The 15,454-nt window shown below is 62.1% G+C and carries 11 protein-coding genes; 6 read left to right on the top strand and 5 right to left on the bottom strand.

What is annotated here, in order from left to right:
• The first annotated feature begins 32 nt into the window (after positions 1-32).
• From KSS97_RS10980 to KSS97_RS10970, 3 genes are read left to right on the top strand one after another with little or no spacing between them, the layout of a single operon-like run.
• Entirely contained in the window at positions 33-731 is a 699-nt protein-coding gene (locus KSS97_RS10980; protein ID WP_003180356.1) for a CoA transferase subunit A, read from the top strand.
• Positions 732-766: 35 nt separating this feature from the next.
• Positions 767-1,432 carry a CoA transferase subunit B gene (locus KSS97_RS10975; RefSeq protein WP_003180355.1) on the top strand — a complete coding sequence of 222 codons (666 nt, stop codon included), beginning with the start codon at positions 767-769 and terminating at the stop codon, positions 1,430-1,432.
• Between the two features lie 11 nt (positions 1,433-1,443).
• A complete protein-coding gene (locus KSS97_RS10970) occupies positions 1,444-2,625 on the top strand; it encodes an acetyl-CoA C-acetyltransferase (RefSeq protein ID WP_181290636.1) in 1,182 nt (393 codons plus the stop codon).
• A 306-nt stretch (positions 2,626-2,931) separates the two neighbouring features.
• Here the strand turns inward: KSS97_RS10970 and KSS97_RS10965 are convergent, their stop codons facing one another.
• Entirely contained in the window at positions 2,932-3,645 is a 714-nt protein-coding gene (locus tag KSS97_RS10965) for a FadR/GntR family transcriptional regulator (protein WP_198798065.1), read from the bottom strand.
• A gap of 344 nt (positions 3,646-3,989) precedes the next feature.
• Between KSS97_RS10965 and gudD the strand changes: the two genes are divergently transcribed.
• Positions 3,990-5,333 carry a glucarate dehydratase gene (gene gudD / locus KSS97_RS10960; protein ID WP_217861620.1) on the top strand — a complete coding sequence of 448 codons (1,344 nt, stop codon included), beginning with the start codon at positions 3,990-3,992 and terminating at the stop codon, positions 5,331-5,333.
• A 125-nt stretch (positions 5,334-5,458) separates the two neighbouring features.
• On the opposite strand, the gene glgB is transcribed toward gudD, so the two are convergent.
• From glgB to KSS97_RS10945, 3 genes are all read right to left on the bottom strand, one after another.
• The gene (glgB, locus tag KSS97_RS10955; RefSeq protein ID WP_217861619.1) at positions 5,459-7,693 is read right to left on the bottom strand and encodes a 1,4-alpha-glucan branching protein GlgB; all 2,235 of its coding nucleotides are present in this window, start codon (positions 7,691-7,693) and stop codon (positions 5,459-5,461) included.
• Positions 7,694-7,704: 11 nt separating this feature from the next.
• Complete coding sequence (treS, locus tag KSS97_RS10950) at positions 7,705-11,049, bottom strand: maltose alpha-D-glucosyltransferase (protein ID WP_030139692.1); 3,345 nt, start codon at positions 11,047-11,049, stop codon at positions 7,705-7,707.
• Positions 11,050-11,222: 173 nt separating this feature from the next.
• The gene (locus KSS97_RS10945; RefSeq protein WP_217861618.1) at positions 11,223-13,220 is read right to left on the bottom strand and encodes an alpha-1,4-glucan--maltose-1-phosphate maltosyltransferase; all 1,998 of its coding nucleotides are present in this window, start codon (positions 13,218-13,220) and stop codon (positions 11,223-11,225) included.
• Positions 13,221-13,429: 209 nt separating this feature from the next.
• Between KSS97_RS10945 and KSS97_RS10940 the strand changes: the two genes are divergently transcribed.
• Positions 13,430-13,594, top strand: a complete 165-nt coding sequence (locus KSS97_RS10940) for a hypothetical protein (RefSeq protein ID WP_181286771.1) — start codon at positions 13,430-13,432, stop codon at positions 13,592-13,594.
• Positions 13,595-13,749: 155 nt separating this feature from the next.
• On the opposite strand, the gene KSS97_RS10935 is transcribed toward KSS97_RS10940, so the two are convergent.
• Complete coding sequence (locus tag KSS97_RS10935; RefSeq protein WP_030137825.1) at positions 13,750-14,250, bottom strand: MgtC/SapB family protein; 501 nt, start codon at positions 14,248-14,250, stop codon at positions 13,750-13,752.
• A 131-nt stretch (positions 14,251-14,381) separates the two neighbouring features.
• Here KSS97_RS10935 and KSS97_RS10930 point away from each other — a divergent pair, with 131 nt between their 5' ends.
• Positions 14,382-14,618, top strand: a complete 237-nt coding sequence (locus KSS97_RS10930; protein ID WP_039589213.1) for a DUF3203 family protein — start codon at positions 14,382-14,384, stop codon at positions 14,616-14,618.
• Positions 14,619-15,454: the final 836 nt, after the last annotated feature.

Raw genomic sequence — 15,454 nt, 5'->3', positions numbered from 1 at the left:
TGCGACCCCACTCAAGAATAAAAGAGGTGTCTATGGCAGGTTTCGACAAACGCGTGAGTTCCTACGAAGAAGCGCTGGAAGGCTTGAAGGACGGCATGACCGTCATCGCCGGCGGCTTTGGCTTGTGCGGTATCCCGGAAAACCTGATCGCCGAGATCAAGCGCAAGGGCATCCGCGATCTCACCGTGGTCTCCAACAACTGTGGCGTTGACGGTTTCGGCCTCGGCGTACTGTTGGAGGACCGGCAGATTCGCAAAGTGGTCGCCTCCTACGTCGGCGAAAACGCCCTCTTCGAGAAGCAATTGCTGAGCGGCGAAATCGAAGTCGTACTCACCCCCCAAGGCACCCTCGCGGAAAAAATGCGTGCAGGCGGCGCGGGCATTCCGGCGTTCTTCACCGCCACCGGCGTCGGCACGCCCGTGGCCGAAGGCAAGGAAGTGCGTGAGTTCCATGGCCGCCAGTACCTGATGGAAGAATCCATCACCGGCGACTTCGCCATCGTCAAAGGCTGGAAAGCCGACCATTTCGGCAACGTCGTCTATCGTCACACCGCCCAGAACTTCAATCCCCTGGCCGCCACGGCGGGCAAGATCACCGTGGTGGAAGTCGAAGAAATCGTCGAGCCCGGCGAGTTGGACCCGACGCAGATCCACACCCCCGGCATCTACGTCGACCGGGTCATTTGCGGCACGTTCGAAAAGCGCATCGAACAGCGCACCGTCCGTAAGTGATCCCCTGCCCCCGGCCCGAATGAAGGAATGACACCATGGCACTTTCCCGCGAACAAATGGCTCAGCGCGTCGCCCGCGAAATGCAAGACGGCTACTACGTGAACCTCGGCATCGGCATCCCGACCCTGGTCGCCAACTACATTCCCGAAGGCATGGAAGTCATGCTGCAATCGGAAAACGGCCTGCTCGGCATGGGCGCGTTTCCCACCGAAGCCGAAGTCGACGCCGACATGATCAACGCCGGCAAGCAGACCGTCACCGCGCGCATCGGCGCGTCGATTTTTTCCTCGGCCGAATCGTTCGCGATGATCCGCGGCGGCCATATCGACCTGACCGTGCTCGGTGCGTTCGAGGTGGACGTCGAAGGCAACATTGCCTCGTGGATGATTCCCGGCAAGCTCGTCAAGGGCATGGGCGGCGCGATGGACCTGGTGGCCGGCGCCGAGAACATCATCGTCACCATGACCCACGCGTCCAAGGACGGCGAGTCGAAACTGCTGCCCCGTTGCAGCCTGCCGCTGACCGGCGCCGGTTGCATCAAGCGCGTGCTGACCGACCTGGCCTACCTGGAAATCCAGGACGGCGCCTTTATTCTCAAGGAACGCGCCCCGGGCGTCAGCGTCGAGGAAATCGTCGCCAAGACCGCCGGCAAACTGATCGTGCCGGACCACGTCCCTGAAATGCAGTTCGCTGCCCAGTGAGGAGAGATTCGATGCAAGAAGTCGTGATTGTCGCCGCCACCCGCACCGCCATCGGCAGTTTCCAGGGTTCGCTGGCGTCCATTCCCGCGCCGGAACTCGGTGCCGCAGTGATTCGTCGCCTGCTGGAACAGACCGGCCTGGCCGGCGAGCAAGTCGATGAAGTGATCCTTGGCCAAGTGCTGACCGCAGGCTCCGGGCAGAACCCGGCGCGCCAGGCGTCGATCCTCGCCGGCCTGCCCCACGCGGTGCCGGCACTGACCTTGAACAAGGTCTGCGGCTCGGGCCTCAAGGCGTTGCACCTGGGCGCCCAGGCGATTCGCTGTGGCGACGCCGACGTGATCATCGCCGGCGGCATGGAGAACATGAGCCTCGCCCCGTATGTGTTGCCAGCCGCTCGTACCGGCCTGCGCATGGGCCACGCGAAGATGATCGACAGCATGATCACCGACGGCTTGTGGGATGCGTTCAACGATTACCACATGGGCATCACCGCCGAAAACCTGGTGGACAAGTACGGCATCAGCCGCGAGGCGCAGGATGCCTTTGCCGCCGCGTCCCAGCAAAAAGCCGTTGCCGCGATCGAGGGCGGTCGGTTTGCCGATGAGATCACGCCGATCCTGATTCCCCAGCGCAAGGGCGACCCCGTGGCCTTCGCCACCGACGAACAACCGCGCGCCGGTACCACCGCCGAATCCCTGGGCAAGCTGAAGCCGGCGTTCAAGAAAGACGGCAGCGTCACCGCGGGCAATGCCTCGTCGCTCAATGATGGCGCCGCCGCCGTGATCCTGATGAGTGCGGAAAAAGCCAAGGCATTGGGTTTGCCAGTGCTGGCAAAAATCAGTGCCTACGCCAATGCGGGTGTCGACCCGGCGATCATGGGCATCGGCCCGGTATCGGCCACTCGCCGCTGCCTGGACAAGGCCGGTTGGTCATTGGATCAACTGGACCTGATCGAAGCCAACGAGGCTTTTGCCGCCCAGTCCCTGGCCGTCGCCAAGGAGCTGGAATGGGATATGGACAAGGTCAACGTCAATGGCGGCGCCATCGCCTTGGGCCATCCGATCGGGGCTTCGGGCTGCCGGGTGCTGGTGACGCTGCTGCATGAAATGATCAAGCGCGACGCCAAGAAAGGCCTCGCGACACTCTGCATCGGTGGCGGCCAGGGCGTGGCCCTCGCGCTGGAACGCGCGTAACCGACAACAGGCACAACGGTGGTCGCGTGGACCCACGACATCCGCGCGACCACTGGCACCACCACCGGCGCAACCTTGGTTGCGCCGGTTTTTTTATGCCTTGAGTTTGCTCGCGACAGCGTCAGCCTTGAACAGCCAGGCCCCGTGGCGAGGGGATTTATCCCCGCTGGGCTGCGTAGCAGTCCTAAAGTAATGCGTTCGATCGTCCTGGTATACCGAGTTGCCAGTTTGGGGGCCGCTTCGCAGCCCAGCGGGGATAAATCCCCTCGCCACAAGTTTTTTAATGGCATGGCGTTGTGTAATTCTTCAGACCCCCGCGCCAAACCGATCGCGGCTGTTGGTCAGGTGCAGCCACATGGCTGCGCGGGCGGCGTCGGGGTCCTGGCGCTTGATGGCGTTGAAGATCGCTTCGTGTTCCAGGTTGGCAAACTGCGCCAGCCTGCCCAGGTCCGCCTGGCCGCGCTCGGCCATGTTCACCCTCGTGCGAGGAATCATGGCGCTGCCCAGGTGCTGCATGATCTCGACAAAACAGCTGTTGGACGTGGCTTCGGCAATCAGCAGGTGAAAACGCCGGTCAGCCTCGACGCAGCTGTCGTTGTTGCTGAGCAAGCGCTGGTAGTCATCCAGCGCCTGGCGCATCTGCTGCAATTGCTGTTCGCTGCGGCGCTGGGCCGCCAATGCGGCCGCCTGGGTCTCCAGGCCCAGGCGCAGTTCCAGAATGCCCCGGACGCCCGCCGCGGTATCGACGTTGAGCCGCAACCCCTGCTCGCCATTCGGCTCCAGCACAAAGGTGCCGATGCCGTGGCGAGTCTCCACCAGCCCCGACGCCTGCAACTTGGAAATCGCCTCGCGCACCACCGTGCGGCTGACCCCATGCTCGCGCACGATGGCGCCTTCGGACGGCAGCTTTTCCCCCGGCTTCAACTGCCCGAGCAGAATGCTCTGGCTCAACTTCGCCACCAGGTCATGGGCCAGGTTGTGGGTGCGCTTGCGCAGGGGCGTTTCAATGTCTTGCTGCATGTGCCGGGGTTCCTTGAAAACAGGCTCGTCGATCCTATCACTGGCGGCGCTGAAAGTGCTCCTCGATACCCCACCATCTTGTATGACAACACGCAACAAAGATCGCAATCCACCGACTGAAGCGGGGCAAATAAGACATTTTCGTCAAACGGCGAAACCTTGTAAAACCTTCTCAGTGACGGCTCAAGACCCCATTAATACGGCATAAAAAGCCTCAATACCCAATCCAATCGTGCTCAAAAACTGCTTGTCAGACAAAAAAATCAACTTGTATGATGTCTATCAACATCAGCGCCTGCGCGATGCCCCGTATAAAAACAATAACTCAAGGATTCCCATACACGATGACTACGCCAGACACCCACAAAGCCCCGATCATCACCAGCATGCAGGTCGTGCCCGTGGCCGGCCACGATGGCATGCTGCTGAACCTCAGCGGCGCCCATGGCCCGTTCTTCACCCGCAACATCGTCATCCTCAAGGACAACGCCGGGCACACCGGCGTGGGCGAAGTGCCCGGCGGCGAGCGCATTCGCCAGACGCTGGAAGACGCCCGTTCGCTGGTGGTCGGCAGCCCCATCGGCACCTATCAGAAGATTCTCAACAGCGTGCGCCAGGCCTTCGCCGACCGCGATGCCGGTGGCCGTGGATTGCAGACCTTCGATCTGCGCATCACTATTCACGCTGTCACCGGCCTGGAAGCGGCGCTGCTGGACCTGCTCGGCCAGCACTTGGATGTCCCGGTCGCCGCCCTGCTCGGCGAAGGCCAGCAACGCGACGAAGTGAAGATGCTCGGCTATCTGTTTTATGTCGGTGATCGCCAGCAGACCGACCTGCCCTACCGCAGCGAACCGGACGCCGATAACGACTGGTTCCGCGTGCGCCACGAAAAAGCCCTGGATGCCGACGCAGTGGTGCGCCTGGCCGAAGCGGCCCACGCGCACTACGGTTTTCAGGATTTCAAGCTCAAGGGCGGCGTGCTCAAGGGCGACGAGGAAATCGAAGCCGTGACGGCATTGGCCGAACGCTTTCCCCAGGCGCGTATCACCCTGGACCCGAACGGAGCCTGGTCACTCAAGGAAGCGATTCGCTTGTGCCGCGACCAACACAAGGTGCTGGCGTATGCCGAGGACCCTTGCGGGGCTGAGAATGGCTATTCGGGCCGCGAGGTCATGGCCGAGTTCCGGCGCGCCACGGGCCTCAAGACCGCTACCAACATGATTGCCACCGATTGGCGCGAAATGGGTCATGCGATCACGCTGCAATCCGTGGACATTCCCCTGGCCGACCCGCACTTCTGGACGATGCAGGGTTCGGTGCGCGTGGCGCAGATGTGCAACGAATGGGGCCTGACCTGGGGCTCGCACTCCAACAACCACTTCGACATCTCCCTGGCGATGTTCACCCACGTCGCGGCCGCCGCACCGGGCGACATCACCGCCATCGACACCCACTGGATCTGGCAGGACGGCCAACGGTTGACCAAGGCGCCATTGCAGATCAAGGGCGGTTGCGTGCAAGTGCCGAAGAAACCTGGGCTGGGGATCGAGCTGGACATGGACCAGTTGGCCAAGGCTCATGAATTGTACAAAGGCATGGGGCTCGGGGCGCGGGACGACTCGGTGGCGATGCAGTACCTGATCCCGGGCTGGAAGTTCAATAACAAGCAGCCGTGCCTGGTTCGCTGACCACCAAAACTTTGACCCTGTGGGAGCGAGCTTGCTCGCGATAGCGGAGTGTCTGTCAGCACTTTTGTGACCGACTGACCGCCATCGCGAGCAAGCTCGCTCCCACATTGGATCTGAGTCTGGGCCTACCCTTCCGGCCGCAGGATCAGCACCGCCAACGGCGGCAGGTTCAGTTCCAGCGACAACGCCTGGCCATGGCTCGGGATCGCCTCGGTGGAAGCGCCACCGCCATTGCCATAATTCGAGCCGGCGTAAGTGTCGGCATCGCTGTTGAGCAATTCCACCCAGCGCCCGCCAAACGGCACGCCGACCCGATACGCCTCACGCGGCACCGGCGTGAAGTTGGCGACCACCAGCACTGGTCGACCGTCCTTGCTCCAACGCAGCCATGCATAGACGCTGTTAAGCGCATCGTCGCCAATCAGCCATTGGAAGCCCTGGGGCGCGTCGTCCTGATCATGCAACGCTGGCTCTTCGCGATACAAACGGTTGAGATCGCTCACCAGTTTCTGCACACCCCGGTGCTCGGGATATTGCAGCAGGTACCAATCCAGTTGCTGGTCATGGTTCCACTCGCGCCATTGGCCGAACTCGCAACCCATGAACAGCAGTTTTTTGCCCGGGTGCCCCCACATGAAACTGAGGTAGGCGCGCAGGTTGGCAAATTTCTGCCAGCGGTCACCGGGCATCTTATCGATCAGCGAGCGCTTGCCATGGACCACTTCGTCATGGGAAATCGGTAGGACAAACTGCTCGGACCAGGCGTACACCAGGCCAAAGCTCAACTCGTTATGGTGATGGGCGCGGTACACCGGATCCTGCTGGATGTAATGCAGCGAATCGTGCATCCAGCCCATGTTCCACTTGTAGGCGAAACCCAGGCCGCCCTGCTGCGTGCTCTGGCTGACGCCGGGCCAGGCCGTGGATTCCTCGGCGATGACCAGCGCGCCCGGGGTTTCCAGCGCGACCACATCGTTGAGATGCCGCAGGAAATCGATCGCCTCCAGGTTCTCCCGTCCGCCGTGGCGGTTAGGCACCCATTCGCCGGCCTTGCGCGAATAGTCGCGATACAGCATCGAGGCCACGGCATCCACCCGCAGGCCGTCAACGTGGAAATGCTTGAGCCAGTGCAACGCCGACGCCAGCATGAAACCGTGGACTTCGGTGCGCCCCAGGTTATAGATCAGCGTGTCCCAATCCTGGTGGAAACCTTCCAGCGGGTTACCGTATTCGTACAACGCGGTGCCGTCGAACTGGGCCAGGCCATGGGTATCAGTCGGAAAGTGCGCGGGCACCCAGTCCAGGATCACGCCAATGTCAGCCTTATGACAGGCGTTGACGAACGCGGCGAAATCATCGGGTGAACCGAAACGCGCAGTCGGAGCGAATTGCGACAGCGGTTGATAGCCCCATGAGCCACCGAACGGGTGCTCCATGATGGGCATCAGCTCGATGTGCGTGAAGCCCAGGTCCTTGACGTAGGGGATCAGCCGATCAGCCAGTTCATGCCAGTTGTATTGCCGGGAGACCTCGCCCGCCTCGTCGATCTCGCATTGCCAGGAACCGGCGTGCAGTTCGTAGATCGACAGCGGCGCGCCCGGTAGCTGGCGTTCGCGACGGCTTTGCATCCACTCGTCATCGTGCCATTCGATCTTCAGTGGCGAGGCGACCTTGGACGCCGTATCCGGCGGCATCTGCGTGGCCAGGGCCACCGGGTCGGCCTTCAGCGGCAAGATGCCGTGGGCGCCGAGGATTTCATATTTATACCCCTCGCCCGGCCCGAGCCTCGGAATGAATATTTCCCACACGCCGGACGGATAACGGATGCGCATCGGATGCCGGCGCCCGTCCCAGACGTTGAAATCCCCGACCACCGAAACCCGGCGCGCATTCGGCGCCCAGACCGCAAAACGCACGCCCTCGACGCCATCCACCGTCTTCAATTGCGCACCGAGGCAGGCGCTGAGGTCGCGATGGTTACCTTCCGCAAACAGGTAGAGATCCATTTCCCCGAGCAGCGGACCGAAGCTGTAGGGATCTTCGGCAACTTGTTCGCCGCCGGCCCACCGCGTGCGCAACAGGTAGGGCTGGGCGCGGTCGAAATGGCCGACAAACAGTCCCGGAGTTTCGGTGATCTGCAACTCGCCAAGCTCTTCGCCGCTGTCACGGGCGAGCACATGCACGCTCAACGCGCCGGGCAGGTAGGCCCGGATGAATTGTCCGCCCGCCCCGTCTCCATGGGGGCCGAGGATCGAAAACGGATCGTGGTGTTCGGCGCGCACCAGCGCGTCGATGTCGTGGGGGGCTGGCAGCAACGACTCTTTGGCCTGCCCCTGTGATTCCTTGTTCGAGACGCTCATGATTCTCTCCACTAAATCGGTCCGGCTAAATCGGAAAAGGGTTGCAGCCCACTCAATAGCCCGTACAGCCCGTGCAACGGCACGGGCAGCCAGGCAGGGCGATTCTCGGCTTCATAAGCCACTTCATAGGCCGCCTTCTCCAGGCCGAACAACGCCAGCGCGGCGTCTTCGCCTTCAGCATCCTTCCACTCATGGGCAAGACTAGCTGCCGCCAGCCGATACGCCTGGACAAATGCCTGGCGCGCCTCCATCAGATAGCGGTCGGCGACCCGTTTGCGCGCCGCATCGGCATCCGCCGTGCTGTCGACGGTGTGCAACTGGACGGCCATCGCCGCCGCGTAGTCGAAGGAGCGCAGCACACCGCTGACGTCCTTGTACGGGCTGTGCTTGCCACGTCGCTCATGCAGCGGCCGCGCGGGCTCGCCTTCAAAATCGATCAGGTAGGCGTCGCCCTTGATCACCAACACCTGCCCCAAGTGCAAGTCACCATGAACCCGGATACGCAAGCCACCCACTGCCTTGCCGGCCAGTTCCTGGACGTGGGCCAGCACGGTTTTCCTGTGTTCCAACAAGCGTGCGACCATCGCCTGGTCCGCAGGGTTCAATTGGTCCTGGTTCTGCTTGAGCAGGCGCAGGGCATTTTCCACCTGGGCGGCGACATCCTTGCCGATGGCCTGGGCTTCCTTGGCACTGGTGAGCTGCGGCGCGAAGTCCGGATTGTCGGTGGGCTGGGCAAGCACTTGGTGCATTTCCCCGAGGCGCTGGCCGAGCATGCCGGCAAAATCCTTCAGTTCGCCCAGGGCGTTGTAGTGCTGCTCCTGCTCGGACATGGCGTCCGCCAGCTCGTCGCGCAAGGCCCGTTCGAGGTTGTTCTGGGTCCACTCCCAGGCGTCGCCCTGATTGCTCAGGTAACCTTGGGCGATCATCAGCAAGGCATCTTCGCCCTGGGCGTCGCGGCGGATCACCGAACCCAGCAGCGGCGAGATATTGCTGAAGCCTGCCGCGGTCAGATACGCGCTCATCTCCAGTTCCGGGTGCACGCCGGACGCAACCTTGCGGATCAACTTGAGCACCAGGCTGCCGCCCACCACCACCGAACTGTTGGACTGCTCGGCGGACAGGTAGCGCACCTCGGGCTCGGCCCCCAGGTTCAGCGCCGCCAGGCCCTCGGTGGGCTCGAAGCGCAACTCGCCATCGGCGCACGGCAGCACCGTGTTGGCCTGGATGCCTTGGAGCACGGCCCGAATGAAGTTTTCCAGGGTGAACGCATCGGTGATCAAGCCGACCTGGCGACCCCGGCGGACCCGCGACAAGGCCAATTGCTGGGGCAGCGCGGCGCCGACCTGATCCTCGGCGAGCAGACCGAACGGCAGTTGATAACGCAGGGTCTGGCCAGCGCTGGTGACGTCGATTTCGCTCAGCAGCACGGGGTGTTGCGGATCGCCGAAGCGCACGCCGTAGACGATGTCGACTTTCTCGATGGCGCTGTCCTTGCCGGCAAACCAGCGGCGGTTCTGCAGCCAGTTCGGCAGGATGCCCTGTTCCAATGTGGTGCGCGATGGCGCCTCGAGGAGTTCTTCCAAGCGCTTTTTCAAGACCAGCGTGGTGAAATCCGGCAGGCTCTGCGCCGGCTCCACATGCCAGCTCGGCATCTGGTTTTCCGCCGCCAGGGCGAACCAGTAGAAACCGTACGGCGCCAGCGTCAGGAGGAAATTCAACTGGCCGATGGGCGGGAACGCATTGCCGCCAAGCATTTCCACCGGGACCATGCCGGCGTAGGCCGACAAGTCCAGCTCGGCAGCCTGGGCACTGCGCGACACGTTGGCCACGCACAGGATGATTTCATGCTTGCCGTCCGGGCCGGTGTATTCGCGGGTGTAGGCCAGGATCCGCCGGTTGCTCGGCGACAGCATCTTCAACGTGCCCCGGCCAAAAGCCTTGGATTGCTTGCGCACGGCGAGCATGCGGCGGGTCCAGTTGAGCAGCGAATGAGGATCGCCGGATTGGGTCTCGACGTTGACCGACAGGTAGCCGTACAGCGGGTCCATGATCGGTGGCAACACCAGGCTGGCCGGGTCGGCGCGGGAGAACCCGCCGTTGCGGTCGATGGACCACTGCATCGGCGTGCGCACGCCATCGCGATCGCCCAGATAGATGTTGTCGCCCATGCCGATCTCATCGCCGTAATACAAGGTCGGTGTGCCGGGCATCGACAGCAACAGGCTGTTGAGCAACTCCACACGGCGGCGGTCGCGCTCCATCAGCGGCGCCAGGCGTCGACGAATGCCGAGGTTGATCCGCGCCCGACGGTCGGCGGCGTAGTAATTCCACAGGTAGTCGCGCTCTTTGTCGGTGACCATCTCCAGGGTCAACTCATCGTGGTTGCGCAGGAAAATCGCCCATTGGCAATTGGCCGGGATCTCCGGGGTCTGGCGCAGGATATCGGTGATGGGAAAACGGTCTTCCTGGGCCAGCGCCATGTACATGCGCGGCATCAACGGGAAGTGGAACGCCATGTGGCACTCGTCGCCATTGAGGCCCTGCGCATCGACGTCGCCAAAATAGAGCTGGGTATCCTCCGGCCACTGGTTGGCCTCGGCCAGCAGCATGCGGTCGGGGTAATTGGCGTCGATCTCGGCGCGGATCAGCTTGAGGACGTCGTGGGTCTCGGGCAGGTTCTCGTTGTTGGTGCCGTCGCGCTCGATCAAGTACGGGATCGCATCCAGGCGCAGGCCATCGATGCCCATGTCGAGCCAGTAGCGCATCACCGAGAGCACGGCCTTGATCACCTGCGGATTGTCAAAATTAAGGTCCGGCTGGTGGGAATAGAAACGGTGCCAGAAGTACTGGCCGGCCACTGGGTCCCAGGTCCAGTTGGACTTTTCAGTGTCGAGAAAAATGATCCGCGTGCCGTCGTATTTGTGGTCGTCATCAGACCAGACGTAGAAGTCCCGCGCGCTGGAGCCTTTCTTCGCCTTGCGCGCCCGTTGGAACCAGGGGTGCTGGTCGGAGGTGTGGTTGATAACCAGCTCAGTGATCACCCGCAGGTTGCGCTTGTGGGCTTCGGCGATGAAACGCCGCGCGTCGGCCATGGTGCCGTAGTCGGGGCTGACGCCCCGGTATTCGGCGATGTCGTAGCCATCATCGCGCCGCGGTGAAGGATAGAACGGCAGCAGCCAGATGGTGTTGACGCCCAGGTCGGCGATGTAGTCGAGCTTCTCGATCAGGCCAGGGAAATCGCCGATTCCGTCGTTGTTCGAATCGAAATAGGATTTTACGTGGACTTGATAGATCACCGCGTCCTTGTACCAGAGCGGGTCCTTGATGAACGTGGCAGACCGGGGTTTCTTGGCCATTTGCAACTCCTGCTGATTCTATAAAGCCGTTGAGCTGGCTGGCGAGACGTACGTGGCGAGGGAGCTTGCTCCCGCTTGAGTGCGAAGCGCTCATGGCTTTTAGAGGGCCGCTGCGCGACCCTGCGGGAGCAAGCTCCCTCGCCACAAAAGCATTTCATCCACTCGCTTTTGTTTTACGCGACGCTGATCCGCCAGATCCCGAACGGCTGGTACGCCGGGTCGATGCGCATGAACTGGTACTTGCCATACCAGGTCCAGCGGTGACCGTTCATCAAATCCTCGCCCTGGGTCTGGGCATCGTCCGGCAGGCCCATCTCCCACAGCGGCAATTCGAAATTGGCTTCCTGGACGTTATGCGGATCGAGGCTCACGGCCACCAGGATGAAGTTGCTGCCGTCCGGCGTGCGCTTGCCGAAATACAGGATGTTGTCGTTCCAGGCGTTGTAGATCTTCAGGCCCAGGTGCGTATGCAGCGCCGGGTTCTGCCGACGGATGCGATTGAGCTGGGCGATCTCGGCGATGATGTTGCCCGGCGCGGTGAAATCCCGCGGGCGGATTTCGTATTTCTCCGAATCGAGGTACTCCTCCTTGCCCGGCACCGGCGCCGATTCGCATAGTTCAAAACCGGAATACATGCCCCACAGCCCCGAGCCCATGGTCGCGAGCGCCGCACGGATCAGGAAACCCGCGCGCCCCGACGCATGGAGGAACGCCGGGTTGATGTCCGGCGTATTGACGAAGAAATTCGGCCGATAGCATTCACGCCAGGGCGATTCGTTGAGCTCGGTGAAGTACGTCGCCAGCTCGGCCTTGGTGTTGCGCCAGGTGAAATAGGTGTAGCTCTGGGAATAACCGACCTTGCCCAGCCGCGCCATCATCGCCGGCGTGGTGAACGCCTCCGCGAGGAAGATGACGTCCGGGTGTTGCGCGCGAACGTCGGCGATCAGCCACTGCCAGAACGGCAACGGCTTGGTGTGAGGATTATCGACACGGAATATCTTCACCCCTTCGTTGACCCAACCGACGACGATGTCCCGCAGCTCCATCCACAGACTGGGGATGGCATCGGCGGCGTAGAAATCGACGTTGACGATGTCCTGGTATTTTTTCGGCGGGTTCTCCGCGTATTTGATCGTGCCGTCCGGCCGCCAGCTAAACCAGCCCGGATGCTGCTTGAGCCAAGGGTGGTCCTGGGAACACTGGATGGCGAAGTCGAGGGCGATCTCCAGGCCGTGGTCGGCGGCTGCAGCTACCAGGCGACGAAAATCTTCGCGAGTGCCCAACTGTGGATGGATCGCCTCGTGTCCGCCCTCCTCGCTACCAATGGCATAAGGGCTGCCCGGATCGTCCGGACCGGCGGTCAGGGAATTGTTCGGACCTTTGCGGAAACTGCGGCCGATCGGATGGATCGGCGGGAAATACAGCACGTCGAAGCCCATGTCCTGGATCACCGACAAACGCGAGTGCACGTCGTTGAAGGTGCCATGGCGCTTGGGATCATCGGTGATCGAACGGGGAAACAGCTCGTACCAACTGGCGAACTCGGCCCGTTCGCGCTCCACGTCCAACGGATATTCCGGGCTGATGCTCAGGTAGGGCCGATGATCGGCCAGGGACATCAGGTCGGCGCTGCGCGGCGCGAGGAACAAGGTCACCTGTTCCTGCGGCAGCAGGCTTGAAAGCTCATGGTGCAACGCGGTCAGCTGTTCGCTCAATTCGCCGTCGCTGCGCTCAGCGGCCTGTTGCACATGATTGCGGCCTTCCTGCAGTTCCAGGCTGATGGGCACCCCGGCAGCGTATTTCTTTTCCAGCTCATAGCGGAAGCTGGCGAACTGGTCGAACCACGCCTCGATGCAGAACACATAGCGTCCCACGGCCGGCACAGTGAACTGGCCGCGCCAGCCGTTGTTGCCCAGCTCGGTCATGACCTCGCTGTTCCAGATGTCGTCTTCCAGCGCACGCCAGCGGATTCGCACGGCCAACTTGTCGTGGCCATCGGCGAACACTTTGCTGGTCACCGTCACGTCCCGCCCGGCCAGGGCCTTTGCGGCGAACTGCCCACCGTCGATCACCGGCATGGTGTTTTCAATCGCAATACGCGGCAACAACAAAGCCTGGGACAACGGCAGATGCGGGTTGTATTCCAAGTCGGTCGGGTGTTCGGCAGTCATCGAGCATCGCTCCTTTTACGCCCCATGGACGCGCTTGTGGCGGTAAAGGCCCAACGGGTCCCTGATTAAACTCACTTAAGCTCCGAACCGGACCGGCGACCAAAAGTTCAGCACGATTTGCTGGCCGGCGCCGGGGAATCAAACCCGTCAAGCGGTGGTCAACCAGACAAGCACGACTCAAGCCACTTGCGTCCAGGAGGCCCGACCCGATGAACATCCCTATCCCGGCCGAAACACCCGATCCGAACATCGACGACCCCAACCTGCCGCCACCCAGCCCCGATCCAGAGCCGATTCCGGAAAAAGACCCGCCACTGGATCCTCAGCCGCCCCATGGCGATCCACCGAGCGAGGCGCCGCCGGAGCGGGTTTGAAAGAGCCTAGCCGCCAATGACCAGGAACAACACTGGACTTGTGGGAGCGAGCTTGCTCGCGAAGGCGCCATGCCAGGCGATACTTGCTTCACAGGCATACCGCCTTCGCGAGCAAGCCCGCTCCCACAGGATTCGTGCCCTGCCCGGTGGACGGGCTACCGCTTCTCATCCCTCTCCAACGCCCGGACAATCACCGGCATCACACTGAAAATCGCCAGCGCCAGCACCGTACTGAGCACCGCCGTCGCCTCCCGACCGAGCCCGGCGGCGACGCCGATGGCGGCGGTCATCCACAGGCCGGCGGCGGTGGTCAGTCCCTTCACATGGCTCATATCGCCATCGGTATTTTTCAAGATGGTGCCGGCGCCAAGGAAACCGATCCCGGCCACCACGCCCTGTATCACCCGGCTCATGGCGTCAGCCTGGGACCCGGACATCTGCGGCACCAGCACGAACAGCGCGGCGCCCAGCGCCACCAGCATATGGGTGCGCACACCGGCGGCCTTGCCCTTGTGCTCACGCTCGAACCCCAGGATGCCCCCCAACAGTGCAGCCATCACCAGGCGCACCGTCACCCGGGTCATTTGCTGGGCATCGGTGATGTCGGCGAACTCCGCTTGCAGGGTTACCCAGACTTCATCCCACCACGATTCCATGGACCTTCCTCTCTTCGCTCGATAAACGATGGACCGCAAGCGATGCGAGACGTGCGACCGCTGATCAGCCACGAAGAACCCTGCGGATCGAGTGGCGACTAACGTTCAGGCATACAGGAAGGAGCAGTACCATGACTGTACGTATCGACGACAACCGGACCTGTCATTTCGACACGCCCAACGGTTCGGAACAGCGCCCGGCCAGCGAGCTGACCATCATCACCGACCCGGACAAGGCCATGTCGGCCGTGGAGCTCAATGGCGGGCGGGTTTATCTGACTGAAGCGGAGGTCGATGCCCTGACCGTGGCTGGGGCGGTTGATGGGCGGCAGAATCTTAAGGCTACGGATGGGGGGTCGGTTATCTGACCTTGATTTAGGGTTAGTGTGCATATCCGTTTTTTCGGTCACGGCGGCTTATGGTTCCGCTCTTACAGCGGGTCACTTTCGAAAAGCGCGAAAGTAACCAAAGCGCTCCTGCCCCACCACTCGGTGCCTCGCCTAGGCTCGGCATGCCTTCACTCCGGCCTTGCTCCGTGGGCCCGCCGCGATGGGCCATCCATGGCCCTGCGCGGCTACCTCGGCATCCATGCCGAGGTGCCCACTGCGCAAGGCCTGCGTTCAGCCATCGTGGTTAACGGGGCGCCGAAATCTACGCCCATCCCGAGGCGGCCTTAGGGCCGACCTGGTTTCTGGTGTATCGCATATCTCCTGTGGAAGCGAGCCTGCTCGCGAAAGCGGTGGTTCAGCCAAATAAATCCTGGCTGATGCCCCGCCCTTGCTCTTGCTCTTGCTCTTGCTCTTGCTCTTGCTCTTGCTCTTGCTCTTGCTTTGGATCTTGATCTTGATCTTGATCTTGGAGCCCCGTTAAACCACGCTGGCCGAACGCAGGCGTTGCGCAGTGGGCATCCCGGCATGGATGCCGGGATAGCCGCGCAGGGCCATGGATGGCCCATCGCGGCGGGCCCACGGAGCAAGGCCGGAGTGAGGGCACACCGAGCCTAGGCGAGGTGCCGAGTGGTGGGGCAAAGCGCTTTTGCTTACTTTTGGCGCTTTTCCAAAAGTGAGCCGCTGTAAGAGCGGAACCATAAGCAGCCGTGACCGCAGAAACGGATATACACGCAGTGCCAAGAACGAAGCCCCCATTCCAGAAGGTGCATCAAACTGTCGCAGAACAAGGCCTCCAAACCATCTGATCCGGTTTT

Origin of the sequence: Pseudomonas alvandae (genome assembly GCF_019141525.1) — a bacterium.
Taxonomy (GTDB): Bacteria; Pseudomonadota; Gammaproteobacteria; order Pseudomonadales; family Pseudomonadaceae; genus Aquipseudomonas; species Aquipseudomonas alvandae.
Note: the sequence above shows the minus strand (reverse complement) of the source record. Positions and strands in the feature narration are given on the sequence as shown.

Bases quoted from the DNA above. Each gene is read 5' to 3' on its own strand.
- KSS97_RS10980 (WP_003180356.1), top strand. From the start codon at position 33: ATGGCAGGTTTCGACAAACGCGTGAGTTCCTACGAAGAAGCGCTGGAA.
- KSS97_RS10975 (WP_003180355.1), top strand. From the start codon at position 767: ATGGCACTTTCCCGCGAACAAATGGCTCAGCGCGTCGCCCGCGAAATG.
- KSS97_RS10970 (WP_181290636.1), top strand. From the start codon at position 1,444: ATGCAAGAAGTCGTGATTGTCGCCGCCACCCGCACCGCCATCGGCAGT.
- KSS97_RS10965 (WP_198798065.1), bottom strand. From the start codon at position 3,645: ATGCAGCAAGACATTGAAACGCCCCTGCGCAAGCGCACCCACAACCTG.
- gudD (WP_217861620.1), top strand. From the start codon at position 3,990: ATGACTACGCCAGACACCCACAAAGCCCCGATCATCACCAGCATGCAG.
- glgB (WP_217861619.1), bottom strand. From the start codon at position 7,693: ATGAGCGTCTCGAACAAGGAATCACAGGGGCAGGCCAAAGAGTCGTTG.
- treS (WP_030139692.1), bottom strand. From the start codon at position 11,049: ATGGCCAAGAAACCCCGGTCTGCCACGTTCATCAAGGACCCGCTCTGG.
- KSS97_RS10945 (WP_217861618.1), bottom strand. From the start codon at position 13,220: ATGACTGCCGAACACCCGACCGACTTGGAATACAACCCGCATCTGCCG.
- KSS97_RS10940 (WP_181286771.1), top strand. From the start codon at position 13,430: ATGAACATCCCTATCCCGGCCGAAACACCCGATCCGAACATCGACGAC.
- KSS97_RS10935 (WP_030137825.1), bottom strand. From the start codon at position 14,250: ATGGAATCGTGGTGGGATGAAGTCTGGGTAACCCTGCAAGCGGAGTTC.
- KSS97_RS10930 (WP_039589213.1), top strand. From the start codon at position 14,382: ATGACTGTACGTATCGACGACAACCGGACCTGTCATTTCGACACGCCC.